Here is a 26,101-nt window from a genome sequence, read left to right as displayed (position 1 = left end):
TGATCACCACCGGTTCGGGGGGACGTCGAAGTCGGCACACAGCGCCCGCCAGACATCGCGTGGGTCGACGCCGCTGTCGATCGCTACCGCGCCCGTGCGCCCCAGCTGGGGTATCACGTGATCGGTCAGCATGGCGTCGGCGCGCGCCACGCCGAACTCGGTGTGCATCAGCTCCTGGAATTCGGTCAATCGCACGTTGCCAAAGATACTCGCGCTGGGCGACAGCCGACAGGGCCCCGCTCAGCCATCTCCACAGCACCCGGCGGCGCCCACGGTGTCCGCGGCGACGGATCACCCCTTCTTCGCGGCGTCGTGACAGACCTGGACCGGGTCCTCGACGTCCGACAGACCGGCGCAGGCGTGGCGAGCCGCTTCGGCGTAGGCGGGGTCGTCGAGTACCTTGCGCACCGCGGCGCCGACGGCCTCGGGCGTGAGCGGCCGCACGAGCACCGAACTTCCCTGCCGCACCGCGCGATTGGCGAGCTCCCACTGGTCACCGCCGCCGGGGACGGTCACCACCGGCACGCCTGCGGCCAGGGATTTCGCCAGCAGGCCGTGCCCGCCGCCCCCGACGACGACCGCTGCGTGGGTGAGCAGTTCGTCCTGGCGGCCCAGGCCCGCGGTAGCCCAGCCGGGCAGGTCCGCGGGTGGGGTGTCCAGGGTCGAGATGGCCACACGCACACCGAGTTCGGCCAGGCCGGACACGACCACGTCGACCATGTCGGCGACGCCGGTGTGCGCGGTCGAGGGCGCCACCATCACCAGCGGGGCGTCGCCGGGGGGCAGCGGGAGGACAGCGTCGGTGGGTTCCCACAGCAGCGGTCCGACGACGTGGGTGTCGGCGGGCCAGTCGGGGCGGTCCATCTCCAGCGCGGGCAGGGTGGCGACCAGGCGCGCGGTGGGACCGGGGTCCTCGGCGGGCAGGCCGATGGTCTCGCGGGCCGCGGAGCGCTGGCGGTGACCGTTGCGGACCGCGCGCGCGGTCATCGTGCGCAGGACACCATCGCGCATGCGGCCACGCACACCCTCCCCCGGTGCCAGGCCACTACCGATCGGCGGCAGGGCTTTCGACGGCAGGTAGAGCGGGTGCGGTGACAATTCGACCCATGGCAACCCCAGCCGCTCGGCCGCCATCCCGCCACCCGCGGTGAGAATGTCGGAGACGATCAGGTCCGGCAGCATCGCGCTGAGTTCGGGCAGGTTCTCGGTGGCGATATGAGCGGCGCGATCGTGGATTCGGGCACCCGCGTCAGCGTCGTCGTCGGTGGGGCGCGGCGCGAGGCCCTTGAGCTTGCGCACGCTGATCCCCGCCGAGCGTGCCTTGTCCAGCCATCTCGGCCCGGTGAACAACACGGGCTCGTCCCCCGCGGCCAGCAATCGCAGACACAACGCGATCGCGGGAAACGCATGCCCTGGATCGGGCCCGGCCACCACAGCTATTCGCATTCGCCCACCCTGCCATATCCCCAGGCCGCGCCTACCTCGGACGAGGCGAACCCACGATTTCTGCGATACGTTGACCGACGCATCACCCAGCACCGAGCGAAACCGGAGCGAGCACGTGCGTCCCCCGAGCATCGACACCGTCGACGACCTGTTCGCGCTACTCGAGCGGTGCGCCGACGCCTGGGACACCGCGGACCGCACCGGCGACCCTGTCGACATCCTCGATCACGATCGCCAGTGCGCGCAGTTGCTGCGCCGCGACTTCCCCGATGACGAAGAACTCCAGGTGGCGGGCCTGCTGCACGACATCGGCCACGTGCTGTTCCCCGGCGACGACGCGGGCCACGGCAGGCACGGCGCCGAGGCGGTGCGCGGACTGCTCGGCAGCCGGGTGGCCCGCCTGATCGAACTGCACGTCACCGCGAAACGTTTTCTGGTGGCAACGGATTCAGCACACGCGGCCGCACTGTCGGCGTCGAGTCAGCGCACACTCACCGCGCAGGGCGGGCCGATGCCACCCGCCGAGGCCGATTCCTTCCGCGCGGATCCCGACTTCACCGCCGCCTTGGCGTTGCGCAGGGCTGATGACGCGGGCAAGGTGGTCGGCCTACGAGTCGCGCCACTCCAGGAGTGGCGACCGCTGGTCGAACGTGTCGCGGCCCGAGGGCTCTGACACCGGCACCCGCCGATCAGCCGCCGAAGGTGAACAGTTCGAAGCCGACAGCGTGCTCGGCGGGGAACCCTTCCTTCGGACCCGTTGCGAACGTGACGATTTCGCGCACCTGCTCCGCCACCGGCACCGGGCTCAGCACCTGCAGATACCGCCGATGCGCCGACAGCGATGCGCGCGCCTGCTCCAGATGCGCGCCCACATCGACGGCGTGGGTGGCGACCGGACCCACGACGGCCGCCCAGCGCGCCGACCACGGCGGCAGGTCGGCGAGTTCGGGGAAAATCCATTCGTTGCCCGCGTCGGAGATCGCGTCCATCGCCGATCGGCCGACAGCCCGGTGATCGGCGCTGTTGACCATCCCCGGTGCCCAGGTGTCGCCGAAGTTGAACAGCACCACCATCTCCGGGCGATGCCTGCGCAGCGCGGCGGCCAGTTCGCGGCGCAGGGGGAGGCCTTCCTCGATGCGGCCGTCGGGATGGTCGAGGAATTCGACGGTGTGCACGCCGACTTCGCGGGCGCCGGAGATCTCCTCGATCTCCCGCAACGGCGCGGCCTGCGCGGGCGGCATCCCGGCGATCCCCGCCTCACCGCGCGTGACGAGCAGATAGCGAATGTCCTTGCCCTGCCCTGTCCATCGCGCCACCGCCGCCGCGGCGCCGTATTCGATGTCGTCGGGGTGCGCGACGATCACCAGTCCGCGCTGCCAGTCCTCGGGTAGCTGTTCCACCCCGCCATGCTAACCAGAGACGGCTAACTGATCGGGGTCTTGTCGCTGCCCGAGATCGCCTTGTACAGCAGGTACAGGCCGGTACCGATCGCCCCGATCACCAGGATGGGCATCAGCGCCTCGATCAGCGCGCCGAGAATCCAGAACGCGATCACCGCGACCACGACGATGCCGATGACTTTCAGAACCATGATGTGACTCCTCGCCAGCTCTACGACCGCTGTCCAGCGATCCGATATCTCGATGCTCCCACCCCGCGAGCAATAGATCACCAGGTCAGCACCGATATCCGGGTGTAGATCAGGGTTCACCCCGAGACCGGCACGGGGTCGGGTACCGGGCTACCGTGATCGGCATGGATTACTTGGCGTTGCTCTGCGCGAAGCTCACCGCCTTCGGTGAGCTCATCGTTCCCGACACCGATCTCGCCGCGCCGGTGCCATCCTGCGGCGACTGGGTGTTCTACGACCTCGTCGACCATGTCGGGCACGGCAATCTGTGGGTGGTCACGGCGGTGGCCGAACTGCGTGGCGATTTCGAGGGCGAGCCCGCGCCGAAAGATCCCGCGGCGCTGCGGGAGTGGTATGAGTCGACCGCCGACGCCCTGGTGACATCATTGTCCGCCGACGAAGACCAGGAGGCTTGGACCTTCACCCGAACCATGCCGCGCACCGTCGGCTTCTGGCGGCGCCGTCGCGCGCACGAGACGCTCATGCACCTGTGGGACGGTCAGAACGCCCTCGGCAAGGCCGACCCGTTCGACCCCGATCTCGCGGTCGACGGCATCGACGAGGTCTTCGAGCTGTTCGCGCCCCGGATGATCCATCGCGGCCTCGCGGTCGAACCGGCGGTGGCGCTGCGGGTCCGTGCCACCGACACCGAGGGCGAGTGGACCTACGGCCCCGGCGAGCCGGTTGCCGAGCTCGCGGGGGCCGCGTCGGACCTGCTCCTGGCCCTGTGGGCACGCAAGTCCGGCGACGACCCGGAGTTCACCTGGGACGGCGACCGGGCCGCGGGCGAACACGTGCTGGCCGGACCGCTCGTTCCGTAGGCAAACGACTGACGGTGAGCCGGACGAACGTCCATAATCGGGGCTCACTGCGCGTAGGAGGACTTTCATGGATCCCATCGTCACGATCACGAGCGGCGCGGTCCGCGGCCACACCGAGGCAGGCGTCACCCGCTTCCTGGGCGTGCCGTTCGCGGCGGCGCCGGTCGGGCCGAAACGATTCCAGCTGCCCGAGGCCGCACCCGCCTGGGACGGAGTGCGTGACGCGACCGCGATGGGCGGCACCTGCGCGCAATCGCCGTATCCCGCGCCGATCCACGCGTTGATCGGCAGCGACGGTATCCCCGGCGACGAGTACCTCAACGCGAACGTGTGGACGCCCGATACCGCCGCCACCGGTCTGCCGGTACTGGTGTGGATTCACGGTGGTGCGTTCGTCCGCGGGTCCAACGCGCGGGCGATCTACGACGGCACCGCGTTCGCGCGCGACGGTGTGGTCATGGTGGGGATCAACTACCGCCTCGGAGTGTCGGGATTCGCCGAGATCGAGGGCGCGCCGTCCAATCGCGGTCTGCACGACCAGATCTTCGCGTTGCGCTGGGTGCGCGAGAACATCGCCGCCTTCGGTGGCGACCCGGACAATGTGACGATCTTCGGCGAGTCCGCGGGCGCGATGAGTGTGGCGGCCTTGATCGCCGCACCGCAGACCGCCGGGCTGTTCCGCCGGGCGATCATGCAGAGCGGCAACGGCGCGGTCGCCGCCGATCCCGAGGACGCGCGCAAGGTATCCGCCGCACTGGCCGCGGAGCTCGGAATCTCGCCTACCGCCCAAGATTTCGGAAAACTGGGCCCGGATGAATTACGCACCGCGCAGAACGCCGTCGCGCTGGCCCTGATGACCGATCCCGACCCCGAGCGGTGGGGCCGATCGGTGATCCAGCTGGGCGGCGGCATCATGAGCCTGTTCCCGGTGACCGACAACGACATCGTCGAAGGCCCACCGACCGAGGTCCTGCGCGCACACCCGGACCGCGCGGTCCCCCTCATCGCGGGCACCACCGCCGACGAGTTCCGCTTCTTCACCGTCCCCGCAGGCCTCGCAGCCGCCATCACCACCAACACTCTCCCCTTCGTCCTCACCCGCTACGGCATCGATCCCGTTGTCGCCCAGACCTATTCGACCGAGCGCCCCGACGCCACCCCCGCCGAGATCTTCAACGCCGTCCTCACCGACATGAGCTTCCGCGCGGGCACCTACGACTTCGCCGAAGCCAGCGCGACCACCGTCCCCACCCACGTCTACGAATTCGCTTGGCCCACAGCCCTCCCCGGCCTCGGCGCCTGCCACGTCCTGGAAGTCCCCTTCGTCTTCGACACCATCGACGACGCCCACTCCCTCACCGGCCCCACCCCACCACAGTCCCTCGCCGACGAAATCCACGCCGCCTGGGTGTCTTTCGCCACCGACGGCACCGCCGGCTGGGCACCGTTCACCGCCGACGAGAAGAACGTCCGGATCTTCGACACCCCCGAGTCCGCCACCGTCACCGACCCCCGCTCCGGGGAACTCGCGGCCCTGCGCGAGGCCGTGACCCCAGCCTGAGCACCGGTCGGCACGCCGCGTCCAGGACCGGCGTGCCGACCGATCGGTGTCCGAGGGGTACTAGCGGGGGGATTCCGTTCCACCGGCGAACAAGTCGGTGCCGTGGTCGGCCATTTCGGTGAGGGCCTGGGCCCAGCCGTCGAGGCGGTCGGCGGCTTCACGCAGGTCGGCGACGATGCCGTTGAACTGGTAGGCCAGGACCGAGTCCTCGGGGACCGCCAGGATGCGGGCCGCGGCGGCGACAAGTTGTTCGTATTCGACCACGCCGGTTTCCAGGCGGGTGAGCACGCCGAGGACCGTGGTTTTCAAGGCCGCGACGGTGTCGGGGTTGGCTCGGCCGACGGTGTCGGCGGCCTGTTCCATCGCGACCACGTCGGCGGCGAGCGCGTGCAGGGCGGCCGCACCGGAGCGGGCCGTCTCGAGCAGGTCGCGCAGTTCGTCTTCGGGGAGACGGCGGGTGCGCGCGATCTGGGCACCGAGGTCGTAGAGCGCCCGTTCGGCGCGGATCAGGCGCTGGATGGGAGCGCGCGCGGCCGATCGCATGCCGGGCGATTTGCGGGCGACGAACGCCGCCTGGGGCAGGGGTTTGCCGCGCAATTCCAGATAGCGGCGGGCGGTGAGCGCGGTTCCGGTGACGAACGCGACGGCGCCACCGCCGATCACCACGACCGCCCAGGCGGGCGCCGAGATCACGGCCAGCCCGACCGCGCCGACCGTGGTGATGCCGGAAACGGTGCCCAGCTGGAAGCTGCGCCTGCGCACCCGGCGCCGACGGCGCAACTCACGTTCACGCGGGTCGGCCCAGCGCCGTACCGCGACCATGGCCTGCTCGCCGACCCCGCGCAGGGTCGCGGGCACCGAGCCTGCCATCGCGGCCTGCGCGAGCGTCGCCGGATCTACGATCTCGGCACGTTCGCGCCGCATTTTCCCGCTCATCGCCTGTCCTTCCCCCGGGTGCCGGTCGTCGCGGAAACCGTTGATGGCGCGGCCACCGGGCGTCACCGCCGGGTTTCCGCGCCCTCGCCGGACTCCACGTACTGCTTACTGCTGAGCCGCTTGGCCCTTGTTGATGTTCGGCGCCGGTGCGGCCTGTGGCTGCGCCGGGTCGATCGCCGCGTTGTTGTTGCCCGTGGGCAACGCGTCACCACGCATGGAGGCGCGGATCTGCTCGAGCTTGCTGTGCCCGGCCATCTGGACGCTGGCCTGCTGCACCTCCATCATGCGACCCTGCACCGTGTTCTGCGCCAGCTCGGCCGAACCGAGCGCGTTGGCGTAGCGGCGCTCGATCTTGTCGCGCACGGCGTCCAGGCTGGGCGTGGAGCCCGGCGCGGACAGGGTGGAGTCCATCTGCTGCAGCGAAGCCGAGACCTGCTCCTGCATCTTGGCCTGCTCGAGCTGGCTGAGCAGCTTGGTGCGCTCGGCGACCTTCTGCTGCAACATCATCGCGTTCTGCTCGACCGCCTTCTTGGCCTGTGCGGCGGCCTGCAGGGACTGATCGTGCAACACCTTGAGGTCTTCCACCGACTGCTCGGCGGTGACCAGCTGGGCGGCGAACGCCTCGGCGGCGTTGGTGTACTGGATCGCCTTCTCGGTGTCGCCCGCCGCCTGCGCCTGATCGGCCAGGGTGACGGCCTGACGGGCGTTGGCGTTGAGCTTCTCGACCTCGTCGAGCTGGCGGTTCAGCTTCATCTCCAGCTGACGCTGGTTACCGATCACCGACGCCGCCTGCTGCGACAGCGCCTGGTGCTGACGCTGCGCCTCCTCGATAGCCTGCTGAATCTGGACCTTCGGATCCGCATGCTCTTCGATCTTGGAGTCGAAGAGGGCCATCATGTACTTCCAGGCCTTCACGAACGGATTAGCCATCGATTGATCCCGCCTCCATCTGTGCGTCGCTCGTGCGACTGGTGGTACGCGACCGTCACGCACCAGATACGTGCTTATCCTTCACCATGCGGCACCCGAACCGGAATGACCGGACCGATCGACGCCTGATGAGAATCTATCCGTTCTCATCAGCGGTGTGCAGCGTCTCGCGCGCCGGGCGCAGGGTTCGCCGCGTCACATTCCCTTCACCAGTACCAGCATCTCGGCCCTCGGGGCCGGGATGACGATCCGGGTGTCTTCGGCGATGCCGATGCGCGCGCCCTGCTCGGCCGCCGCGCTCGCGGAGGCGGATGCCTCGCCCGCGGCCGGTTCGGGCAGAGTCGCAGGCTCGGCTTCGGTCGGCTCGCGCTCGGCGGCGGGGCCGGTCAGCGCGGGTTCGCGCGGCGCGGAGCCGTCGGCGCCCGCCATCAGGGTGCTCACGTCCCACAGCACGCGCGAGAGCGGCACGTCGAGTGCCTCGCAGATGCTGGCGAGCAGTTCACTGGAGGCTTCCTTACGGCCGCGCTCCACTTCCGACAGATAGCCGAGGCTCACGCGCGCCGAGGTCGACACCTCGCGCAGCGTTCGATGCTGGGCGAGACGCGCACGCCGCAGACTGTCCCCGATTGCCTCCCGCAGCAGCGTCATCTCGTTCTCCTCCACCTCGTGTCACCGCCGTAGCGGTGCTCACCTCTTTCTGGCACAACGTCGAGCATGGACCGGTGGTTCCCGAACCCGGCTACTTCACACTGACACAGCGCAGCAACTCCCGCACCGCACTGTGCACCGCACCGAGTCTGATCGTCCACCGGTCACCGTGCAGTTTCAACCGGACCACTTCGCTGTGACGTGGACCGGCCAACCCGAGGTATACCGTGCCGACGGGATGCCCGTCCTGGGAATCGGGTCCGGCGACCCCGGTCAATCCCACGCCCCAGTCCGCGCCACACTGCTGCCGCGCCCCCACGGCGAGCTGTTCGGCGGTCGAGGCGGCGACCGGTCCGTCGGCGCGAAGAAGGTCGTCTTCGACGCAGGCCAGACGGCTCTTGAGGTCGGTGGCGTAGACGATCAACCCGCCCCGCAGCACCGCGCTCGCACCGGGGACCCCCGCCACGGTGGCAGCCAGCAGACCCGCGGTGAGCGATTCGGCCGTGGCGACGGTCTGACCCGCCGCGTTCAGGGCCCTGACCAGTTCGGCGACCGGCGCACCGTCGACGAGCGGATCGCTCACGAGCGCGACCGTCCACCCGCCAGCCACACTCTGGCCGCCTGCCCCACGTAGTCCAGGCCGGTGACCACCGTCAGCGCCACGGCCAGGTACATCAGCCACATGCCCGCGGTGGCGAAGACACCCGAGAGCGGCAGCACCAGCAGCGCGATCGCCACGGACTGCACCAGCGTCTTCAGCTTGCCGCCGCGCCCCGCCGGGATCACCCCGCGCCGCACGACCACCAGCCGCAGCAGCGTGATGCCGATTTCGCGGCCGCAGATGACCAGGGTGATCCACCACGGCAGATCGCCGAGCACCGACAGCCCGATCAGCGCCGCTCCGATCAGCGCCTTGTCCGCGATGGGGTCGGCGAGCTTCCCGAAATCGGTGACCAGCCCGTATTTGCGGGCCAGTTGCCCGTCGAAGCGATCGGTGATCGCGGCCACCCCGAAGACCGCCGCGGCGATGACCCGCCAGCGGGTGTCGTGCCCGCCCTCGGCGAACAGTGCCAGCACGAACAGGGGCACCAGCACGATGCGCGCGATTGTCAGCACATTGGCGATATTGAGCAGGGGAACCTGGGTCTCCGGCACCGGGTGCATCGGTGTCGGCGCACTCGACCCACGATCGATCTCTTCGGGTCGCACGCTCATCCTGTGTCTCTCCGGCATGCTCGAACGGCCTACGTGGTGACGCTTCGCAACCGCCTCCGGCCGCTGACCGCTCATGCCCTGCCCTCTCGGCACTCACCGGCACTGCGCCGAAATCCAACGGTTTCGCGAGCTGTTTGCCCGCACGATCGGTGCCACCCGATCCGGTCGTCGAGCCCGGCGCGATGCGAGGAGCGGAACGACAGGATGTGCGGCACATGTTCAGACTATCGGTAACCCGGCCGACTACTGTGCACCCATGACCTCACGGGGACCCTCGAGTAGTCCGACCAGCGACGCGCATGTTGTCGCGCCCACTGTGGCGCCTGTTTCCGGCGTGGTCGTGCGACGAGCGAGAACCTCCGACGTCCCCGAGATCAAGCGCCTGGTCGACGAGTACGCCGGCCGCATCCTGCTGGAGAAGAACCTGGTCACGCTGTACGAATCGGTGCAGGAGTTCTGGGTCGCCGAGCTCGACGGACAGGTCGTCGGCTGCGGTGCGCTGCACGTGCTGTGGGCCGATCTGGGCGAAGTACGCACTGTCGCGGTGGATCCCGTCGTCAAGGGCCGCGGAGTCGGCGGCGCGGTGGTCGAGCATCTGGTCACCGTCGCCCGCGAACTGCAGTTGCAGCGCGTGTTCGTGCTGACCTTCGAGGTGGACTTCTTCGGCAGGCACGGGTTCGTCGAGATCGACGGCACGCCCGTCACCGCCGAGGTGTACGCGGAGATGTGCCGCTCCTACGACACCGGTGTCGCCGAATTCCTCGATCTCAGCTTCGTCAAGCCGAACACCCTCGGCAACACCCGCATGCTGCTGACCCTGTAGAAACTCCATCGCCAGAAAGTGATCGACTGTGCCGATCTTCGCTGTCCACTACACCTACTCCGAGTCCACCGCGGCCGACCGCGCGACCAACCGGCCCGAGCACCGCGGCTGGCTGAACGCTCTCGTCGACGCGGGCACAGTGCTCAGTAGCGGCCCCTACCCCGACGGTTCGGGGGCGCTGCTGCTGTTCCGCGCCGAGGACGCGCCCTCGCTGACCGAACTGCTCGGCAACGACCCGTTCGCGAAGCTGGACCTGATCGACGCCGTCCGCGTGGTCGAGTGGTTGCCGGTGATGGGCGCCTTCGCCGAGTAGCGCGGCCCGGAGACAGAGCTGCCCGGAACCCTTGGGGTTCCGGGCAGCGTCGTCCGCGGTGGTGTCAGGCTTTGTCGGTGTTACGGGTGCGCAGCAGGCTCGCCACCGTCGCGATGACCAGAATGCCGATGATCACGCTCAGCGAGAACGCCGTGGAGATCTCCGGCACGCTCACGTGCTCACCACCGTTGATGAACCCCAGCGTGTTCTCGTGCAGCGCGTGCAGCACCAGCTTGACGCCGATGAACGCCAGGATCGCGGCCAGACCGTAGGACAGGTACACCAGGCGGTCGAGCAGCCCACCGATGAGGAAGTACAGCTGGCGCAGGCCCATCAGCGCGAAGGCGTTGGCGGTGAACACCAGGTACGGCTCCTCGGTGAGACCGTAGATCGCCGGAATCGAGTCCAGCGCGAACAGCAGGTCGGCGAAACCGATGGCCAGCAGCGCGAGCAGGAGCGGAGTCACCACGCGTTTGCCGTTGATCCGGGTGACGAGCTTGTCGCCGTCGTACTCGTCGGTGGTCGGCAGGACCCGCTTGGCCAGCGAGACGATGTAGCTGTCGCGCTTCTGCTCGTGTTCGACCTCGTGCCCGCTCTCGCGCAGCAGGTTGATCGCGGTGTAGATCAGGAACGCGCCGAACAGGTAGAACACCCAGCTGTAGGCGCTGATCGCGGCCGCGCCGACCGCGATGAACACACCGCGCATCGCCAGCGCCAGCACGATGCCGATCAGCAGCACCTTCTGCTGGTAGATCCGCGGCACCGCGAAGGTGCTCATGATGATGAGGAAGATGAACAGGTTGTCGACCGAGAGCGCTTTCTCGGTGACGAAGCCCGCGTAGTACTCCCCCGAGAACGTGCCGCCCCATTTCCAGGCGACGAACAGGCCGAACAGCAGCGCCAAGCTGATGTAGACGGCAGACCAGATGCCCGATTCCTTGAAGGTGGGCTCGTGCGGGGTGCGCACGTGGGCGAAGAAGTCGAAGACGAACAGGCCGAGGATCACCAGTCCGGTGATCACCCACTCGAGCGTGGTCACCTGCATGTGGTGGTCCGATCGATGAAGTTCATGTCGTCCATCATGCCCGAATTGTCCGTTTCAGTTGGCTTGCAGAACGATTGCCCGCCATGATTTCACACACATCAGCGGGCCACCCCACCGCCGCGCACGCGGAAAAGCCCTTTCGCCCGATTCACCACCGCTGCTACCGTCACCGCATCATCGGCGAACGATACAGACCCGAGAGGAGCGAGCCGTGTACGAATCCACCGCGCAACTACTGCGCCCCACCGCGAAGCACCGGCTCTGCCCCGGTGTTCTGATGCCGGGTACCCGCCTCGTGCGCGCCCGCTTCACCGCCTGACCAGGCGATTCCCGCCCGGCCCCGCGTCCGGGCACCCTTCGGCGACCATGAGCCGTGCCAGGTCCCTCCTCGTTCGTCGCCGCCTGCTTCCGGCACGGTCAGAGCAAACCGGGAACGGCGTTACTCGTCCTCGGACGCGCCCGGATCGCCGCCACGAATCGACCACAGCAAACCGTCGAGCTCATCGGGCTTGACCAGTACGTCGCGCGCCTTGGAGCCCTCACTGGGACCCACCACTCCGCGTGTCTCCATCAGATCCATCAACCGGCCCGCCTTGGCGAAGCCGACCCGCAGCTTGCGCTGCAACATCGAGGTGGAGCCGAACTGCGAGGTGACCACCAGCTCCACGGCCTGCAGCAACACGTCCATGTCGTCACCGATATCGGGGTCGACGTCCTTGACCTCGCCGGCCTTCGCCGCGGTGACGCCCTCCTGGTATTCGGGTTCGGCCTGGGTCTTGCTGAACTCGACGACGGCCTGGATCTCCTCGTCGGAGATGAACGCGCCCTGCAGGCGGGTCGGCTTGCCCTGGCCCATCGGCAGGAACAGCCCATCGCCCATGCCGATCAGTTTCTCCGCGCCCGGCTGATCCAGGATGACGCGCGAGTCGGTGAGCGAGGAGGTGGCGAACGCCAGCCGCGAGGGCACATTGGTCTTGATCAGACCGGTCACCACGTCCACCGAGGGGCGCTGGGTGGCCAGCACCAGGTGGATACCGGCGGCACGCGCCTTCTGGGTGATCCGCACGATCGCGTCCTCGACGTCGCGCGGGGCGGTCATCATCAGGTCGGCGAGCTCGTCGACGATGGCCAGGATGTACGGGTAGGGCCGGTAGACGCGTTCGCTGCCCAGCGGGGCGGTGATCTTGCCCGATCGCACATTCTTGTTGAAGTCGTCGATATGGCGAACCTTGTTGGCCTGCATGTCCTGGTAGCGCTGTTCCATCTCCTCGACCAGCCAGGCCAGCGCGGCGGCGGCCTTCTTCGGCTGGGTGATGATGGGCGTGATCAGGTGCGGAATGCCCTCGTACGGCGTGAGCTCCACCATCTTCGGGTCGATCAGGATCATCCTGACCTCCTCGGGGGTGGCCCGGTGCAGCAGCGAGATCAGCATCGAGTTCACGAAGCTCGACTTACCCGAACCGGTGGAACCGGCCACCAGCAGGTGCGGCATCTTGGCCAGGTTCGCCGAGACGAACTCGCCCTCGATGTTCTTGCCGAGGCCGATCACCAGCGGATGGTGGTCGTTGCGGGTGTGCGGCGACTTCAGGACGTCGGCCAGGCGCACCAATTCGCGGTCGGCATTGGGCACTTCGATGCCGACGGCCGATTTACCGGGGATGGGCGCGAGCAGGCGCACGTTCTCGGTGGCGACCGCGTAGGCGAGGTTGCGGGCCAGCGCGGTGATCTTCTCGACCTTGACGCCGGGACCCAGTTCCACCTCGTAGCGGGTGACGGTCGGGCCGCGCACGAAGCCGGTGACCGCGGCGTCGATCTTGAACTGCACCAGCACCTCGGTGATGGCCTCGATCATCGATTCGTTGGCCGCGGAGCGCTTCTTGGGCGGGTCGCCGTCGAGCAGCAGGGTGAGCGGGGGCAGCGTGTAGTCGCCGTCGACGACCCGGTCGGTGACGAACTCCGGTTCCGGTAGCGGCAGCGGGGTCTGGTCGACCGGCTTGACCGCAGGCCGCTTACGCGCCGGTTTCGGTGCGGGTGCGGGCGCGGGCGGTTCCTCGATCGGCTTGGCATCGCGCAGCGGCGGTTCGCCCAGTGACTCGGTGACCGCGTCGGAGCCGCCGAATTCGTCGGGCGGGTAGTTGTCGTCGGGGTTGCGGCCACGGCGCCGGGTTCGGTTGCGGTGCACCGGGAATCCGTCGGCGTCGTAATTGGCCGGATCATAGGGGTCGCTGTCGTCGGCGTATTCGCCGAGACCGAAGTATTCGCGCAGCTTGCCCGGTACCTCGCGCACGGTGGTCCCGGTGAGCAGCAGCACGCCGAACATCATGGCCAGCAACAGCAGCGGCAGCGCGAGCCAGGGTGTGAGCCCCTGGCCGAGCGGTCCACCGATCGCGTATCCCAACGCGCCCGCCGCCGTGGCGCGGCCGTCCGCGTCGGTCGGGGATCCGGCCGCCAGATGCCACACCCCCAATGCGGGGAGCACGACGAGCAGCCCACCGAGGACCAGCCGTGGCCGGATCTCCGGATGTGGTTCGGTGCGCATCAGCACCACGGCGAGCGCGACCAGCAGAATCGGCGCCAGCACGGCCGCGGAACCGGCGATCGCGCGCACGACGTCTTCGAGGAACCGCCCGACCGGTCCGCCCGCCGAGAGCCACATCGCGGCGGCGATGATCGCGCTCAACGCGATGAGCGCCAACCCGATTCCGTCGCGCCGGTGCCCGTGATCGAGGTCGCCTGCCCGGCTCAGCGTGCGGGTGGTGGCACCGAGGCCACGCGCCAGCATGGTCCAGCTGCTCCCGATGCCGCGGCCGATCACCGTCAGGGGTGCGGTGTCGGAGGCGCGTTTGACCGGCCTGCGCACGGGCGTGGTGCGCCCACGTGGAGCCGCCGTCGCTCGCGGGGTCGCCGAGCGAGACCGCGCCGCCGGCGTCTGCCCCCTGGTCGATCCCGCCCGCGCACGAGAGGTCGTGGTGCTGCGGGACTTACCTGCCATGACCATCAGGCTAGCCGCTCCAACACCTCCGAGACCATCCGCAACACTGGTCCCACCCCGCTGACGGGCCCGATCCGACCCGGATGCGCAGGTCGCGGCGCCCCGGTCAGCGCGGGGAAATCTCGCCGGGAACCGCGTTTCGCGGGCCCGAACTTATGGAATCCTTGCCGAACTCCTCTATTTCGGCCGTTCTGGGCTCGCGATGCTGGCGCGAGCACCGGCCTGCTCGGTACTTTGACAGCGCTCTATCGGGTCGTCGACCCGTGCATATGAAGGGGACGCTACAAGTGAAGAGAATGCTCACCAGCGCGGCCGTGCTGGGTGCCACCGCAGTCGCGATTTTCGCGGGGCACATCGCACCGGCCCAGGCGCAGTCGGGCAATTACGGCGCCATCGCGGTGTCGGTCAAACCGGGGGTTTACGGATACGCAACGGATTACGGCAGCTACGCCGATGCCGAGGCCGGTGCCATGGCGGCCTGCCGCCGCGGCGGTGGCGGTGGCGGGTGCGATGTGAAGGTGTCCTACCGCAACGGCTGTGGCGCCATCGCGATCTCGCGCGGGTGGTGGAGCTACGGCTCCGCGTCGACGATCGGCGGCGCCAAACGCGAAGCGCTGAACAACAATCCGGGCAACGCCTACATCAAGCACTGGAACTGCACCAGCGGCTACCAGCTCTAGCCCGACCGTTTCGACCATGATCATGGGAGTTGTAGTGAATATCCGTCCAGTGAAAACCGCTGCCGTTCTCGTCGCGATCGTCGCGGCGCTCGGCCTCAGCGCGTGCAGTTCCGACGAGGGCTCGACCAGCAAGGGCGCGGGCACGACGACCAGTAAGGGTGGCGCCTTCGAATCGGGCGACGCCAAGTCGGGCAAGGAAGAGGGTGGCGAGCCGGCGGCCACCACCGTGCCCAACCTGCCCAAGCCCACCGCCGCCGACCTCAACGCCCGGTTGACCAAGGCCCTGGCCGGTCAGCTCGCCGGCGACGAGAAGAAGACCTACATCGAGGATGCCGACCAGGATCCGATGCTGGTCGACAAGTTCGTCGAGGCGGCCAAGCAGAACAATGTCAAGGTCGTCATCACCACCGTCGGCGACCCCGCCGACGGCAAGCTCAAGGCGAATGCCGATGTCACGATCGACGGCACCCCGGTCAAGGATGCCTTCGTCGATTTCGTCGCCGAGGACGATTCCTGGAAGGTCTCGCACGTGTTCGCCTGCAATATCGTGAAGTCGGCCCAGCTCGACTCCGCGGCCTGCCAGGCCTGACACCCGGCGGGCATAAAAGAAAACCGCTGGGCGACCAAGTCGCCCAGCGGTTCTCCGTTATCAGTCGATCAGACGGCGACGACCGTCGGCACGATCATCGGGCGACGGCGGTAGACGTCGGCGACCCAGCGGCCGACCACCCGGCGCACGCCCTGGGCGATGCGGTGGGTGTCGGTGATGCCCTCACCGGCCAGGCGCAGCAGTTCCGCCTCGACCAGTTCGTTCGCGCCGTCGAGCGCGGTCCGGTCGTCGGAGAAGCCGCGGCCGTTGAGCTCGGGCGTGCTGACCGCCTTGCCGGTGGTCGAGTCGATGACGATGGTGATCGAGATGAATCCACCCTCGCCGAGGACCAGACGGTCCGACAGGGTCGACTCGCCGACATCGCCGACCGAGAGGCCGTCGACGTAGACGTGCCCGACCGGCACGCGGCCGACGATGGAGGCGATGCCGTCGACCAGGTCGACCACCACGCCGTCCTCGGCGAGCATGACCCGCTCCTCTGGCACACCGGTCGCCACTGCCAGTGCGGCGTTGGCGCGCAGGTGACGCCATTCGCCGTGCACGGGCATGGCGTTGGTCGGGCGCACCGCGTTGTACAGGTACAGCAGCTCACCCGCGGAGGCGTGACCGGAGACGTGCACCTTCGCGTTCTGCTGGGTGATCACGGTCGCGCCGAGCCGGGCCAGGCCGTTGACCACGGCGAACACCGAGTTCTCGTTGCCCGGGATCAGCGAGGACGCCAGCACGACCAGGTCGTCGGCGCGGATGTTGATCTGCCGGTGCTCGCCACGCGCCATCCGCGACAGCGCCGACAGCGGCTCGCCTTGGGAACCGGTGGAGATCAGCACCAGGCGGTTGCCGGGCAGGTTCGCGGCCTGATCGAGGGTGACCACGACGTTGTCGGGCACCGTCAGGTAACCGAGGTCCTGCGCGATCTCCATGTTGCGGACCATCGAGCGACCGACGAAGCAGACCTTGCGGTTGTACTTCTGCGCGACGTCGACAACCTGCTGGATGCGGTGCACGTGGCTGGCGAACGACGCCACGATCACGCGGTTGGTGGCCTTGCCGATGACATTGTCGAGCACGCCACCGATCTCGCGCTCGGGGGTGACGAAGCCGGGGACCTCGGCATTGGTGGAGTCGACCAGGAACAGGTCGACGCCCTCGTCGCCGAGGCGGGAGAAACCGGCCAGGTCGGTGAGGCGGCCGTCGAGCGGCAGCTGGTCGAGCTTGATGTCACCGGTGTGCAGCACCACGCCCGCACCGGTGCGGATGGCCACGGCCAGCGCGTCGGGAATCGAGTGGTTGACCGCGAAGTACTCGAGCTCGAACGGGCCGTGCACGGTGGTCTCGCCCTCGGCGACCTCGCGCAGCTTGGGCTGCAAGCGGTGCTCGCGAGCCTTGGCCGCCACCAGGGCGAGGGTGAACTTGGCGCCGATCACCGGGATGTCCTGGCGCAAGCGCAGCAGGAACGGCACGGCACCGATGTGGTCCTCGTGGCCGTGGGTCAGCACGATCGCCTCGACGTCGGCCATCCGGTCCTCGATGGGCCCGAAGTCCGGCAGGATCAGGTCGACACCGGGCTGCTGGTCCTCGGGGAACAGCACACCGCAGTCGACGATCAGCAGCTTGCCGCCGTATTCGAACACGGTCATGTTGCGGCCGATTTCGCCGATACCGCCCAGTGCGAACAGGCGAAGACCGTTCTTCACCAGCTTCGGCGGCGGGCCCAGCTTGTCGTGGGCGGCCTTCTCGCGCGGCTCGGCGACCGGTGCCGCACCTCGACCGCGACCGCCACCCTGCCTGCCACGACCGCCGCCGCGCGACTGCTCGGCGGGCTTGGTCTTGGCTTCGGCCTGCTTGGTCTTGGCTTCGGTGGCCGGCTTGGTCCTGGCGCGGCGCGGCGCGGTCTTCTTCGCGGCGACGCGTTCCTCGGCGACGTTCTGCAGATCGGTGCCCCCTTCGGCGGAACCGACCAGGTTCGCCTCGGCGGTGACCTCGGCGATCGGTTCGGCGATCGCCGGTTCCTTCGCAGCGGGGGCGGGCTCGGGGGCCACGACCTTGTTCGCCGCGGGCTGCACAGCCTCCACGGGTGTCGGCTCTGGCGCACCGGCGGCGCGCGATGCCGAACGGCGACGGGGCTTACGGGCTACGGGTTCGGTCATGCCGACACCCCCGCGGCCTGCAGGTCCAACGCCAGTTCCGCCAGCTGTGCCTGCGTCGGCATCAGCTGGGGCAACCGGGGCTCACCTACGTCGATGCCGAGCAATCGGAGTCCTCCCTTACACATCGCCACACCTCCCAGGCGGGTCATGGCCGCGTACAGCGGCAGTAGTGTCGCGTTGATCTCTCGCGCCCTGGCCACGTCACCGGTGGTGTAGGCCTGGTGGATCTCGCGCAGTCGTTCCGGCACGAGGTGTCCGATGACGCTGATGAATCCGACCGCACCGACCGAGAGCCAGGGCAGATTCAGTCCGTCGTCACCGGAGTAGAAATCCAGATCGGTGGTCGCGATGAGATCGGCTCCGGAGACGAGATCGCCCTTGGCATCCTTCACCGCGACGATGTTGGGATGCTCGGCAAGGCGCCGGATCGTGTCGATGGCGATAGGCACCACCGACCTCGGTGGAATGTCGTAGAGCGTGACCGGCAGGGCGGTGGCGTCGGCGACCGCGGTGAAGTGCGCGATCAGGCCTTCCTGCGTCGGCCGCGAGTAATACGGCGTCACAACGAGCAAACCGTGCGCGCCCGCGTTCTCCGCGGCACGCGCCAGTTCGATCGAATGCGCGGTGTCGTAGGTACCCGCACCGGCGACCACGGTGGCCCGGTCGCCGACGCCGTCGACGACCGCACGCAGCAGGTCCGCTTTCTCGGTTTCGCTGGTGGTCGGCGACTCGCCGGTGGTACCCGAGATGATCAGCAGGTCGACCCCACGGTCGACCAGGCGTGCCGCCAGTGCGACACCGGCATCGACGTCGAGCTTGCCCGCAGCGCTGAAGGGGGTCACCATCGCGACACCTACCGTGCCGGACGCGCGCAGCTCCGTTGGCGTCGATTCACCGTTCGTCATGGTCAGAAAGGCTACCCGGTCGCCGGATGTGCCTCGACACCCTAGCGCCCGAAGCGGCTGCCGGTGGGTGTTTTTCACCTTGCGTGATGTCATTTATGACGTCACACTGATGTCATGGATCTGAATGCTCATACCGCGCGGTTGCGCGAGGAACTGATCGCCGCCGCCGCGCTCGGCGACGAGAAAACGCAGGCCACCGCCGCCGCCCTCGCCGCCGCGGTGGAGAGCTCGAGCCGCCTGGTGCTGTTCTCGGCGCTGTCGGAACTGGCCGCCGAGATCAGTACCGAACTCGGTGACCGCACCGTGCACGTCCGACTGGAGGGCACCGAGGCGAAGGCCGACGTGCGCAAGAACACGCCGTCGGGTGCGGACGAGCCGCAGACTTTCGAGGAGATGACCGGCGATATCAGCCGGGTCACCCTGCGACTGGTCGAGCAGCTCAAGTCGCGCGCGGAGGAGGCGGCCCAGCAGAACGGCCAGTCGCTGAACTCCTGGCTCTCCGGTGCCGTCAGTGGCGCGCTGAAGGATCAGATGCGCGGTTACGGCGGCAAGGGCTGGTAGGCGCCACGTTCACAGCAGCGGGGCCAGGTCGCCGCGTTCGCCGATAACGACTTCGTCGAGTTCGAGCCAGTCGGCCATTTCCCGCAGCGCCCCGCGCAATGCCTGGGCGGTCTCGGCGGTGGCGTAGCCGGGTTCGGCGAACGCGGCGGGGGCGAGTAGTCGGCCGGTGGCGCGTTCGGCGCGCAGATCCACCCGGCCGACGAGCTTGCCGTCGACGAGCAGCGGGAAGACGTAATAGCCGTGCACCCGTTTGGGTTCGGGGGTGTAGATCTCGATCCGGTAGTGGAAGTCGAAGACGCGCTGGGTGCGCGGGCGGAAGAAGATCAGCGGATCGAACGGGCACAGCAGCGCGGTCCCGGTGATCCGGCGCGGGGTGGCGGCCTCCGGGTGCAGGTAGGCGGGCGCGTCCCAGCCGTCGACGTCGACCGGCAGCAGTTCGCCCGCGTCGACCAGGTCGGCGATCGCCGGGGCACTCTGGCGACGGGCCAGGCGGTAGTAGTCGCGCAGGTCGGCCTCGGTGCCGATGCCGAGGGCCCGGCTGGACCGGCGGATCAGCTCGCGCACGGCATCGTCCTCGCCGATCTCCCGGTCGAGCACATCGGCGGGGACGACTCGTTCGGTGAGGTCGTAGTGCCGGGTGAACCCGACCCGCCGCGCGGTGGCCAGCTCGCCCGCGGCGAAGAGCTGCTCACAGATCATCTTGGTATCGCTCAGGTTCCACCAGGTCCCCTTCGGACGCGGTTTGTCCAGCTCCAGATGACGTTCGATCTCCCCCGCGCTCGCGGCACCCACCTCGGTCACGACATCGAGAATGTCCTTGCCCAGCGTCGGATTGCGTTCGACGACCTTGCGCATGCCCGCCCAGCGCCCGTGCCGGTACTCCGCCATCCGCCAGCGCATCAACGGCCAGTCGGCGACCGGGATCAGCGCGGCCTCGTGCGCCCAGTACTCCACCAGCCCCCGCCGTGCCTTCGCGCTGTCGCTCCAGGCGGCACCGTCGAGCAGGCCGCGATCATAGGGGCCGATCCGGCTGAACACCGGCGCGTAATGCGCGCGCACCACCGCCGATACCGAATCTATTTGCAGCAGACGAGTTCTGGCGACCACATCGAGCACGGCCCGACGCTTCGGGTTGGTCGGCCTGCGCTTGCCGAAGCCCTGCGCGGCCAGCGCCGTTCGGCGGGCCTGCGCCGCATTCATCCGCTGCATTGCCTCAGCCTGACACAGGGGTCCGACAAGTTTTCAGCGCTCAGGTGGAGACCCGGACCTCGCCCGCGGTGTCGATCTCGGTCCGCCGGTCCCCGCCCGGCGCGGCCGCCAGCACGGTCGCCACCCAGCGCCTGCCGACCGGCAGCACCCGCACGGTCACCGAGCCCGCTCCCGCCATGTCGAGCTCCCCGACCGCGGCTTCGATCACGTTGTGGCGCACCCATTCCGGCACACCGCGGAAGCCGCCGTCGTCGAGCAGGGTGACCTCGACCCCGCGCGATCGCGCCCCGCGCGCCGCGGCGCTGAGCCGGTCGGTGACCAGTTGCGGCGCCCGAAGACCGTCGCGCAGTTCGGCTTCGAGCAGCCTGCACTGTTCGCGTTCGGTGTCGGTGAGCTCGATCCCCGCGGCGATGCGGGCGAGCAGTGGCCCCGCCACCCGGTCCAGCGCCCCCAGCTGACGATCACGTTCGGCGTTGGCCGCGGCCAGCGCGGCCTCGGTCGCGGCCCGGCGATTGGCCTCGCTGCGCAGTTCCCGCAGCGAACGCTGGGTGGGCCGGATGATCGACATGAACACCGTCACCGCGCCGACCGTGGCGATCGGGGTCAGCGCGCGCACCACGGTTTCGGCATGCCAGGTGGTGAACACACCCATCGTGATCAGCACCGTCGCGGCGGCGGCCACGCCGAGCCAGGCCGCGATTATCCGCCCGCGCAGCACCAATATCGCCAGCAGATACGACGTGGGATAGGCGGTCCACAGCTGATGGGAGAACCCCGACGCGCTCTCGAGCCACGGCACGGTCAGCGCCATCGCCGCGGGCCCCGCGCACGCCACGAAGATCGTGGCGGGCCACGGCAGCGGATCCACCGGGAACACCAGCACCACCAGTGCCGCCACGGCCATCAGCACCAGCGCGGCGAACGCGGCCGCGGGCGGCGCGATATCGAAATTCACCCGCAGATACATCACGATGGTGGCTTCGAAGATCACCACGAACAGCCACGCCGTGCCGTCGCTGAGGCCGAACAGGTCGCGCATCGCGAACGGCAGATCACGCTCGACCATCAACTACCCCACACCAGAGTCACCACGGTCCCCGCGCCCGGCGCCGATTCCACGAATGCCGCGCCACCGGCGAGCGCGCGCATCCGGCCGAGGATGCTGCCCGCGATCCCCATCCGATCGGCCGGCACCCGCGCCGGGTCGAACCCGGCGCCGTCATCGGAGAGCACCACCCGGATGCCCCCGGTCGCGATTGTGACCGACACACCGCGCCGCACCGTGCGGCCTGCGACGTCGGCATGGCGCAAGCTGTTGCGTACCGCCTCCGAGAGCGCGGCCCCGAGCACCTGGGCGGCCTCGATCGGCAGACACAGATCGGCCGTGCGCCGCGAGGACACCTGCACCGGAATCTCGGACTCCACCTCGCGCACCGCCTCGCGCAGGAATTCGATCGTCGCGGCGGCGTCGAGGTGGTCGATCTCGGGCGCGGTCCGCGACCGCTCGAGCTGTTCGAGGGTGCGCCCAGCCTGGTTGCGCAGCACCGACGAGGACTGTTGCGCGCGCGAGGCTTCCAGCAGCGTCGAGAGCACCGCGTCGTGGATGAGCGCCGCGAAACGGGCGCCCTCGCGTTCCCTGGCCGCCGTCGCCGCGACCGCCGCCGCCCGGCTGCGCTGCCGGACCGCTTCCCGGTCGACACGTTCGGCGGCGGCGCGCGCGTACACCACACACCACAGGAACAGCGCTGCCACGCCGAGCGCCCTGGTGATGTCGCCGAACAGCGCGCCCATCGAACTATCCGGCACGACAAGGGCATTCGACACACTGGTCGCCACCGCCAGCACGGCCGCGAAGCCGGCCGCACCGCGCCGCGGCCACGCGAGCCCCGCCGCCATCACACCCACGGCCAGCCCGCGATAGGGCCAGGACGCGAACGAGCCGATATGCACCACCGAATACACCAGCGGCGTCGCCACGGTCGCCGCGAGATAGCACACCGCGGCCGCGGCGGCGGTGCGCCGGATCGCGCGGGCGGTGCCGCGCGCCGACACGATCGCCAGCGCCCCGAACATCAGATACGCGGCCGCCAGATGCAGTTCCGGCCAGAGGGACTGGTTGGTCGGCTGAACCAGCACCGCGGGCAGTTCCAGCACCATCACGATCGTGGCGCCGGTTCCGATCACCAGCCCGAGTCTGCGCAGGATCTGTTCGGTCGCCGCCCGCGAGAATTCGGCGTCGCCGACCGGTGCGGGCGCCGTCGCGACCGCGAGATCACTCACGTGCGCTGCTGCCGCTCCGGCACGGGCAGCCACCCGTCCTCGACGGCCCGTTTGTACAGATCGGTCTTGGTCGGGGCGGGCCTGCCCGCGTCGGAGTACTTCTGCCGGATGCGGCCCAGGTAGTCGTTGACGGTCTGTTCCGACAGCCCGGTCAACCGGGCCACCCGCGAGGCCTTCTCCCCCGAGGCGTACAGCATCAGCACTTCCTCCTGACGCGGACTGAGCCCGACGTCGGAGAGCTTCGGATCACCGTCGATGGCCGCGGCCCAGTCGGTGGTCACGACCTGTTCCCCCGACGCGGCCCGGCGCACCGCCGCGACCACCGTCGCCACACTCTCGGACTTGCGCAGCACCCCGAGCACGCCCGCTTTGGCTGCGGAGCGGACCAGAAAGGCGTTGTCGGCGCCGGTGAAGACCAGCACCTCGATGCCGCGTTCGCGCAGTGCGGTGACATTGTCCTCGGGCGCCGACCCGTCGGGCAGACGCAGATCGAGGACGACGAGATCGAGGTCGGTGGTCTCGGCGAGCAGCCCGGCGACCGATTCCGCCACCGCCACCAGTTCCAGATCGGCTTCGGGACCGAGCATGGCGGCCAACCCGATCGCCACGGACTCGTGGTCCTCCACCAGACCGACCCGTCGCACCGTGCGCGTCTGCTCCAACTCGCTCACCGACCACTCCCCATCTTCGAACACCCACCGCGGCCAGCCCGCAACACGTCGGTCTCGAGTTCTACCGCATCCCGAGCCCGCGTGTCAGCCCACCAATATTCGGGGCGGGCCCGATTCAGTCCATCAGACCAGCGGCGATGGTCGCGCCGAGCTCCCAGCATTTCTCCAGATCAGCCTTGCTCGGCGGTCCCGAGACCACCACGGCCGCGGCGGCGCGCTGCCAACCCAACCCGGTGGTGATCCGCTCCACGCTGCTCTCGGCGCCTTCGGTGCCCTCGTTGCCGTGCAGGTAGAGGCCATAGGGACGGCCGCCGGTGGAGTCCAGACACGGGTAGTAGATCGTGTCGAAGGCGTGCTTGAGCGCGCCGCTCATGTAGCCGAGGTTGGCCGGGGTGCCGAGCAGGTATCCGTCGGCTTCGAGCACGTCGACGGCGGTGACCGCGAGCGCGGCCCGGCGCACCACCTCGACCCCCTCGATCTCCGGGTCGCTGGCCCCGGCGAGGACCGCTTCGAACATCGCCTGGGTGTGCGGCGAGGGAGTGTGGTGGATGATCAGCAACCGGGCCATGGGCTCGCTACTCTCCTGGGTCGCGTTCCAGTTTTTCCAGTGCCACCGCGCGGCGCATGGTGTCGCGCGCGCGGCCACGGTCACCGGCGTAGTCGTAGGCGCGGGCAAGCCGGTAGGAGGAGCGCCAGTTGTCCGGGTCGGCTTCCCACTCGGTCTTGATCCGGGCGAACAGGGCGTCGGCCGCGTCGCGTTCGATCCGGCCGGAGGGTCGGCGCGGCAGTTCCGAGGTGTCGACCTCGAGGCCCTCCTCGTGAATACGCCGGGCCAGCCGCTGATGATCGAACGCAGCGCTCAAGGTCGCCCACAGGATCCAGATACCGACCACGGGCAGCAGCAGCATGCCGATGCCGATCGCGATGCCCGCGAACGTGCCGTCGGCGATGTAGGCGATGGCGAGCCCGCCGAGCCGGACGAAATAGAACAGCAGCGCGACAACCAGAAATGCCACGACCGCAACGGTTTTCAGGACCTGCCGATCAGGTCGCTGCGCGTCGGAGGTGCTCACAGATCCAGGAACGGGTCGAGCCCGACGGTCAGACCCGGCCGCCCGGCGATCTCGCGCACCCCGAGCAGCACACCCGGCGCGAACGAGGACCGGTCGATGGAATCGTGGCGGATGGTCAGGGTCTCGCCCTGCGTACCGAACAGCACCTCCTGGTGGGCGACGAGCCCGGCCAGGCGCACCGAATGCACTCGCACACCGTCGACGTCGGCGCCGCGCGCGCCCTCGAGTTCGGTGGTGGTGGCATCGGGGCTGATCCCGACCCCGGCCTCGGCGCGGGCCGCGGCGATCACCGCGGCGGTGCGGTAGGCGGTGCCCGAGGGCGCGTCGGCCTTGTTCGGGTGGTGCAGCTCGATGACCTCGACCGATTCGAAGAACCGTGCCGCCTGCTCGGCGAAGCGCATCGACAGCACGGCGCCGATGGCGAAGTTCGGTGCGATCAGGACCCCCACCTCGGGCCGCTGCGCCAGCTGCCCGCGCACCTCGGCGAGGCGGGCCTCGTCGAAGCCGGTGGTGCCGACGACCGCGTGGATGCCGTTCTCGATCAGGAACTTCAGGTTGCCCATCACCACATCGGGGTGGGTGAAATCGACGACCACCTGGGTGCCGTTCTCGGTGAACGTCTCGAGCGCGTCACCCTTGTCGACCTGCGCCACCAGCTCCAGATCGGGCGCCGCCTCCACCGCCGCGCAGATCGCCTGCCCGACCTTGCCGCGTGCTCCGAGCACTCCGACCCGAATGGTCACCGCATCTCCTCGTCCTCGACTCAGCTTTCCCGGAAAGCCTATCGAGCAGCGGCGCACACACCGGCGCCGACCTCTGCCGGTCGGGGTACTAGCGGGGTCGGCGTGTTCCGGGAGTGTGTCCGAAGGTACGGCGGAAGACATCGATGAACGTGCTGGCCGAGGACCAGCCGCACAGGTGCGCCACCGTGGTCACAGGAGTGTTCTCGGCCAGCAGGACAAGGGCGTGGTAGAGGCGCAATTGGGTGCGCCATTGCGGGAAGCTCATGCCGAGGTCGGCTTTGAAGAGGCGCGACAGCGTGCGGTCACTGGCGCCGACCTGCCTGCCCAGCGCGGCCAGGGTGCGATCATCGGCCGGGTTCGCGTGCAGGATCTCGCACACTGCCCGCAGCAGAGGAGCGGTCGGTGTGGGCAGATACAGGGGCTGCTGGACCGAGGCTCGCAGTTGATCGAGCAGGACCGCGCGCAGTCGTGCGCGTTCCGGGCTGTCGTCGTGCGGGTTGTGCGTGTAGGCGAGGATCAGTTCCCGCAGGAGAGGACCGACGGTGAGCACGGTCGGCGCGGCGAGGCCGAGCGGATTGTCGGCGGCGGGCAGGCCGACCAGGTGCAGTTGGAGCTCGCCGTGCGCCTGGTGCGCGTGCATGGTGCCCGCGGGCACCCAGATGGCGCGCGTGCTCGGCGCGATCCACACACCGGCGCTGGTCGTCACGGCCAGCACTCCACGGCCCGCGTAGACGATCTGGTGGTCGTCGTGGCGGTGCGCGTCGATGGCGCCGCCGGGCATCATCGGTTGGGTGCGGGTCGGCGCTACCGGCACGTGGCGGATTTCCGTCATCAGTTGGCAGATTATCGGAAGCACGACAGA

The 26,101-nt window shown here is 69.0% G+C and carries 29 protein-coding genes; 8 read left to right on the top strand and 21 right to left on the bottom strand.

What is annotated here, in order from left to right; genetic code table 11:
• Nucleotides 1–3: 3 nt before the first annotated feature.
• Together ACFWPK_RS26510 and ACFWPK_RS26505 are read right to left on the bottom strand one after the other, a co-directional pair.
• A complete protein-coding gene (locus ACFWPK_RS26510; protein ID WP_378920194.1) occupies nt 4–195 on the bottom strand; it encodes a DUF3046 domain-containing protein in 192 nt (63 codons plus the stop codon).
• A gap of 96 nt (nt 196–291) precedes the next feature.
• Nucleotides 292–1,446: a glycosyltransferase gene (locus ACFWPK_RS26505; RefSeq protein WP_378920192.1), complete on the bottom strand. Its 1,155-nt coding sequence runs from the start codon at nt 1,444–1,446 to the stop codon at nt 292–294.
• 115 nt (nt 1,447–1,561) lie between these two features.
• Between ACFWPK_RS26505 and ACFWPK_RS26500 the strand changes: the two genes are divergently transcribed.
• On the top strand, nt 1,562–2,119 hold the full coding sequence (locus tag ACFWPK_RS26500) for an HD domain-containing protein (RefSeq protein ID WP_378920190.1): 558 nt from the start codon (nt 1,562–1,564) through the stop codon (nt 2,117–2,119).
• A gap of 16 nt (nt 2,120–2,135) precedes the next feature.
• Here ACFWPK_RS26500 and ACFWPK_RS26495 read toward each other — a convergent pair whose 3' ends face one another.
• Both ACFWPK_RS26495 and ACFWPK_RS26490 read right to left on the bottom strand, forming a co-directional pair.
• On the bottom strand, nt 2,136–2,846 hold the full coding sequence (locus ACFWPK_RS26495) for a PIG-L deacetylase family protein (RefSeq protein WP_378920188.1): 711 nt from the start codon (nt 2,844–2,846) through the stop codon (nt 2,136–2,138).
• Between the two features lie 23 nt (nt 2,847–2,869).
• Nucleotides 2,870–3,037 carry a hypothetical protein gene (locus ACFWPK_RS26490; protein WP_378920186.1) on the bottom strand — a complete coding sequence of 56 codons (168 nt, stop codon included), beginning with the start codon at nt 3,035–3,037 and terminating at the stop codon, nt 2,870–2,872.
• Between the two features lie 164 nt (nt 3,038–3,201).
• Here ACFWPK_RS26490 and ACFWPK_RS26485 point away from each other — a divergent pair, with 164 nt between their 5' ends.
• Nucleotides 3,202–3,897 carry a maleylpyruvate isomerase family mycothiol-dependent enzyme gene (locus tag ACFWPK_RS26485; RefSeq protein ID WP_378920184.1) on the top strand — a complete coding sequence of 232 codons (696 nt, stop codon included), beginning with the start codon at nt 3,202–3,204 and terminating at the stop codon, nt 3,895–3,897.
• Nucleotides 3,898–3,964: 67 nt separating this feature from the next.
• On the top strand, nt 3,965–5,458 hold the full coding sequence (locus ACFWPK_RS26480; RefSeq protein WP_378920182.1) for a carboxylesterase/lipase family protein: 1,494 nt from the start codon (nt 3,965–3,967) through the stop codon (nt 5,456–5,458).
• A 60-nt stretch (nt 5,459–5,518) separates the two neighbouring features.
• Here the strand turns inward: ACFWPK_RS26480 and ACFWPK_RS26475 are convergent, their stop codons facing one another.
• The 5 genes from ACFWPK_RS26475 to pgsA all read right to left on the bottom strand — a co-directional run bounded on the left by ACFWPK_RS26475 (nt 5,519) and on the right by pgsA (nt 9,187).
• Nucleotides 5,519–6,394 (bottom strand): hypothetical protein, encoded by an 876-nt coding sequence (locus tag ACFWPK_RS26475; protein ID WP_378920180.1) that lies wholly within the window; start codon nt 6,392–6,394, stop codon nt 5,519–5,521.
• Nucleotides 6,395–6,499: 105 nt separating this feature from the next.
• Nucleotides 6,500–7,324 (bottom strand): phage shock protein PspA, encoded by an 825-nt coding sequence (gene pspA / locus ACFWPK_RS26470; RefSeq protein ID WP_056811431.1) that lies wholly within the window; start codon nt 7,322–7,324, stop codon nt 6,500–6,502.
• Between the two features lie 195 nt (nt 7,325–7,519).
• Nucleotides 7,520–7,972 carry a helix-turn-helix domain-containing protein gene (locus tag ACFWPK_RS26465; protein ID WP_063004535.1) on the bottom strand — a complete coding sequence of 151 codons (453 nt, stop codon included), beginning with the start codon at nt 7,970–7,972 and terminating at the stop codon, nt 7,520–7,522.
• 91 nt (nt 7,973–8,063) lie between these two features.
• Nucleotides 8,064–8,555: a CinA family protein gene (locus ACFWPK_RS26460; protein WP_378920178.1), complete on the bottom strand. Its 492-nt coding sequence runs from the start codon at nt 8,553–8,555 to the stop codon at nt 8,064–8,066.
• The gene (gene pgsA, locus ACFWPK_RS26455; RefSeq protein ID WP_378920176.1) at nt 8,552–9,187 is read right to left on the bottom strand and encodes a CDP-diacylglycerol--glycerol-3-phosphate 3-phosphatidyltransferase; all 636 of its coding nucleotides are present in this window, start codon (nt 9,185–9,187) and stop codon (nt 8,552–8,554) included. The genes ACFWPK_RS26460 and pgsA overlap by 4 nt, the downstream gene beginning before the upstream one ends.
• A gap of 256 nt (nt 9,188–9,443) precedes the next feature.
• On the opposite strand from pgsA, the gene ACFWPK_RS26450 reads away from it, so the two are divergent.
• Entirely contained in the window at nt 9,444–10,010 is a 567-nt protein-coding gene (locus tag ACFWPK_RS26450; RefSeq protein ID WP_378920174.1) for an amino-acid N-acetyltransferase, read from the top strand.
• 28 nt (nt 10,011–10,038) lie between these two features.
• Nucleotides 10,039–10,323, top strand: a complete 285-nt coding sequence (locus tag ACFWPK_RS26445; protein ID WP_378920172.1) for a YciI family protein — start codon at nt 10,039–10,041, stop codon at nt 10,321–10,323.
• Nucleotides 10,324–10,387: 64 nt separating this feature from the next.
• On the opposite strand, the gene ACFWPK_RS26440 is transcribed toward ACFWPK_RS26445, so the two are convergent.
• Together ACFWPK_RS26440 and ACFWPK_RS26435 are read right to left on the bottom strand one after the other, a co-directional pair.
• Nucleotides 10,388–11,368, bottom strand: a complete 981-nt coding sequence (locus tag ACFWPK_RS26440) for a TerC family protein (RefSeq protein ID WP_378920170.1) — start codon at nt 11,366–11,368, stop codon at nt 10,388–10,390.
• 439 nt (nt 11,369–11,807) lie between these two features.
• Nucleotides 11,808–14,360 carry a DNA translocase FtsK gene (locus ACFWPK_RS26435; protein WP_378920168.1) on the bottom strand — a complete coding sequence of 851 codons (2,553 nt, stop codon included), beginning with the start codon at nt 14,358–14,360 and terminating at the stop codon, nt 11,808–11,810.
• A 296-nt stretch (nt 14,361–14,656) separates the two neighbouring features.
• On the opposite strand from ACFWPK_RS26435, the gene ACFWPK_RS26430 reads away from it, so the two are divergent.
• On the top strand, nt 14,657–15,040 hold the full coding sequence (locus ACFWPK_RS26430; protein ID WP_378920280.1) for a DUF4189 domain-containing protein: 384 nt from the start codon (nt 14,657–14,659) through the stop codon (nt 15,038–15,040).
• 34 nt (nt 15,041–15,074) lie between these two features.
• Nucleotides 15,075–15,629: a hypothetical protein gene (locus tag ACFWPK_RS26425; protein WP_378920166.1), complete on the top strand. Its 555-nt coding sequence runs from the start codon at nt 15,075–15,077 to the stop codon at nt 15,627–15,629.
• A 68-nt stretch (nt 15,630–15,697) separates the two neighbouring features.
• Here the strand turns inward: ACFWPK_RS26425 and ACFWPK_RS26420 are convergent, their stop codons facing one another.
• Nucleotides 15,698–17,797, bottom strand: coding sequence for an RNase J family beta-CASP ribonuclease (locus ACFWPK_RS26420; RefSeq protein WP_378920164.1), 2,100 nt, complete (start codon nt 17,795–17,797; stop codon nt 15,698–15,700).
• Nucleotides 17,794–18,702, bottom strand: coding sequence for a 4-hydroxy-tetrahydrodipicolinate synthase (gene dapA / locus ACFWPK_RS26415; protein ID WP_378920162.1), 909 nt, complete (start codon nt 18,700–18,702; stop codon nt 17,794–17,796). The genes ACFWPK_RS26420 and dapA overlap by 4 nt, the downstream gene beginning before the upstream one ends.
• Nucleotides 18,703–18,816: 114 nt before the next feature.
• Here dapA and ACFWPK_RS26410 point away from each other — a divergent pair, with 114 nt between their 5' ends.
• Nucleotides 18,817–19,263 carry a hypothetical protein gene (locus ACFWPK_RS26410; protein ID WP_378920160.1) on the top strand — a complete coding sequence of 149 codons (447 nt, stop codon included), beginning with the start codon at nt 18,817–18,819 and terminating at the stop codon, nt 19,261–19,263.
• Between the two features lie 9 nt (nt 19,264–19,272).
• Here ACFWPK_RS26410 and ACFWPK_RS26405 read toward each other — a convergent pair whose 3' ends face one another.
• The 8 genes from ACFWPK_RS26405 to ACFWPK_RS26370 all read right to left on the bottom strand — a co-directional run bounded on the left by ACFWPK_RS26405 (nt 19,273) and on the right by ACFWPK_RS26370 (nt 26,071).
• On the bottom strand, nt 19,273–20,472 hold the full coding sequence (locus ACFWPK_RS26405; RefSeq protein ID WP_378920158.1) for a winged helix-turn-helix domain-containing protein: 1,200 nt from the start codon (nt 20,470–20,472) through the stop codon (nt 19,273–19,275).
• Between the two features lie 40 nt (nt 20,473–20,512).
• Complete coding sequence (locus ACFWPK_RS26400; protein ID WP_378920156.1) at nt 20,513–21,538, bottom strand: hypothetical protein; 1,026 nt, start codon at nt 21,536–21,538, stop codon at nt 20,513–20,515.
• Nucleotides 21,538–22,752, bottom strand: coding sequence for a sensor histidine kinase (locus ACFWPK_RS26395; RefSeq protein ID WP_378920154.1), 1,215 nt, complete (start codon nt 22,750–22,752; stop codon nt 21,538–21,540). The genes ACFWPK_RS26400 and ACFWPK_RS26395 overlap by 1 nt, the downstream gene beginning before the upstream one ends.
• The gene (locus ACFWPK_RS26390; RefSeq protein ID WP_378920152.1) at nt 22,749–23,423 is read right to left on the bottom strand and encodes a response regulator; all 675 of its coding nucleotides are present in this window, start codon (nt 23,421–23,423) and stop codon (nt 22,749–22,751) included. The genes ACFWPK_RS26395 and ACFWPK_RS26390 overlap by 4 nt, the downstream gene beginning before the upstream one ends.
• Before the next feature lie 115 nt (nt 23,424–23,538).
• Entirely contained in the window at nt 23,539–23,991 is a 453-nt protein-coding gene (locus ACFWPK_RS26385) for a flavodoxin family protein (RefSeq protein WP_378920150.1), read from the bottom strand.
• Between the two features lie 7 nt (nt 23,992–23,998).
• Nucleotides 23,999–24,439, bottom strand: a complete 441-nt coding sequence (locus ACFWPK_RS26380) for a hypothetical protein (RefSeq protein ID WP_378920148.1) — start codon at nt 24,437–24,439, stop codon at nt 23,999–24,001.
• A 53-nt stretch (nt 24,440–24,492) separates the two neighbouring features.
• Nucleotides 24,493–25,239: a 4-hydroxy-tetrahydrodipicolinate reductase gene (gene dapB, locus ACFWPK_RS26375; protein ID WP_378920146.1), complete on the bottom strand. Its 747-nt coding sequence runs from the start codon at nt 25,237–25,239 to the stop codon at nt 24,493–24,495.
• Between the two features lie 88 nt (nt 25,240–25,327).
• The gene (locus ACFWPK_RS26370) at nt 25,328–26,071 is read right to left on the bottom strand and encodes an AraC family transcriptional regulator (protein ID WP_378920144.1); all 744 of its coding nucleotides are present in this window, start codon (nt 26,069–26,071) and stop codon (nt 25,328–25,330) included.
• Nucleotides 26,072–26,101: the final 30 nt, after the last annotated feature.

This window comes from Nocardia sp. NPDC058519 (assembly GCF_042719755.1).
In the GTDB taxonomy this organism is placed as follows: domain Bacteria; phylum Actinomycetota; class Actinomycetes; order Mycobacteriales; family Mycobacteriaceae; genus Nocardia.
Note: the sequence above shows the minus strand (reverse complement) of the source record. Positions and strands in the feature narration are given on the sequence as shown.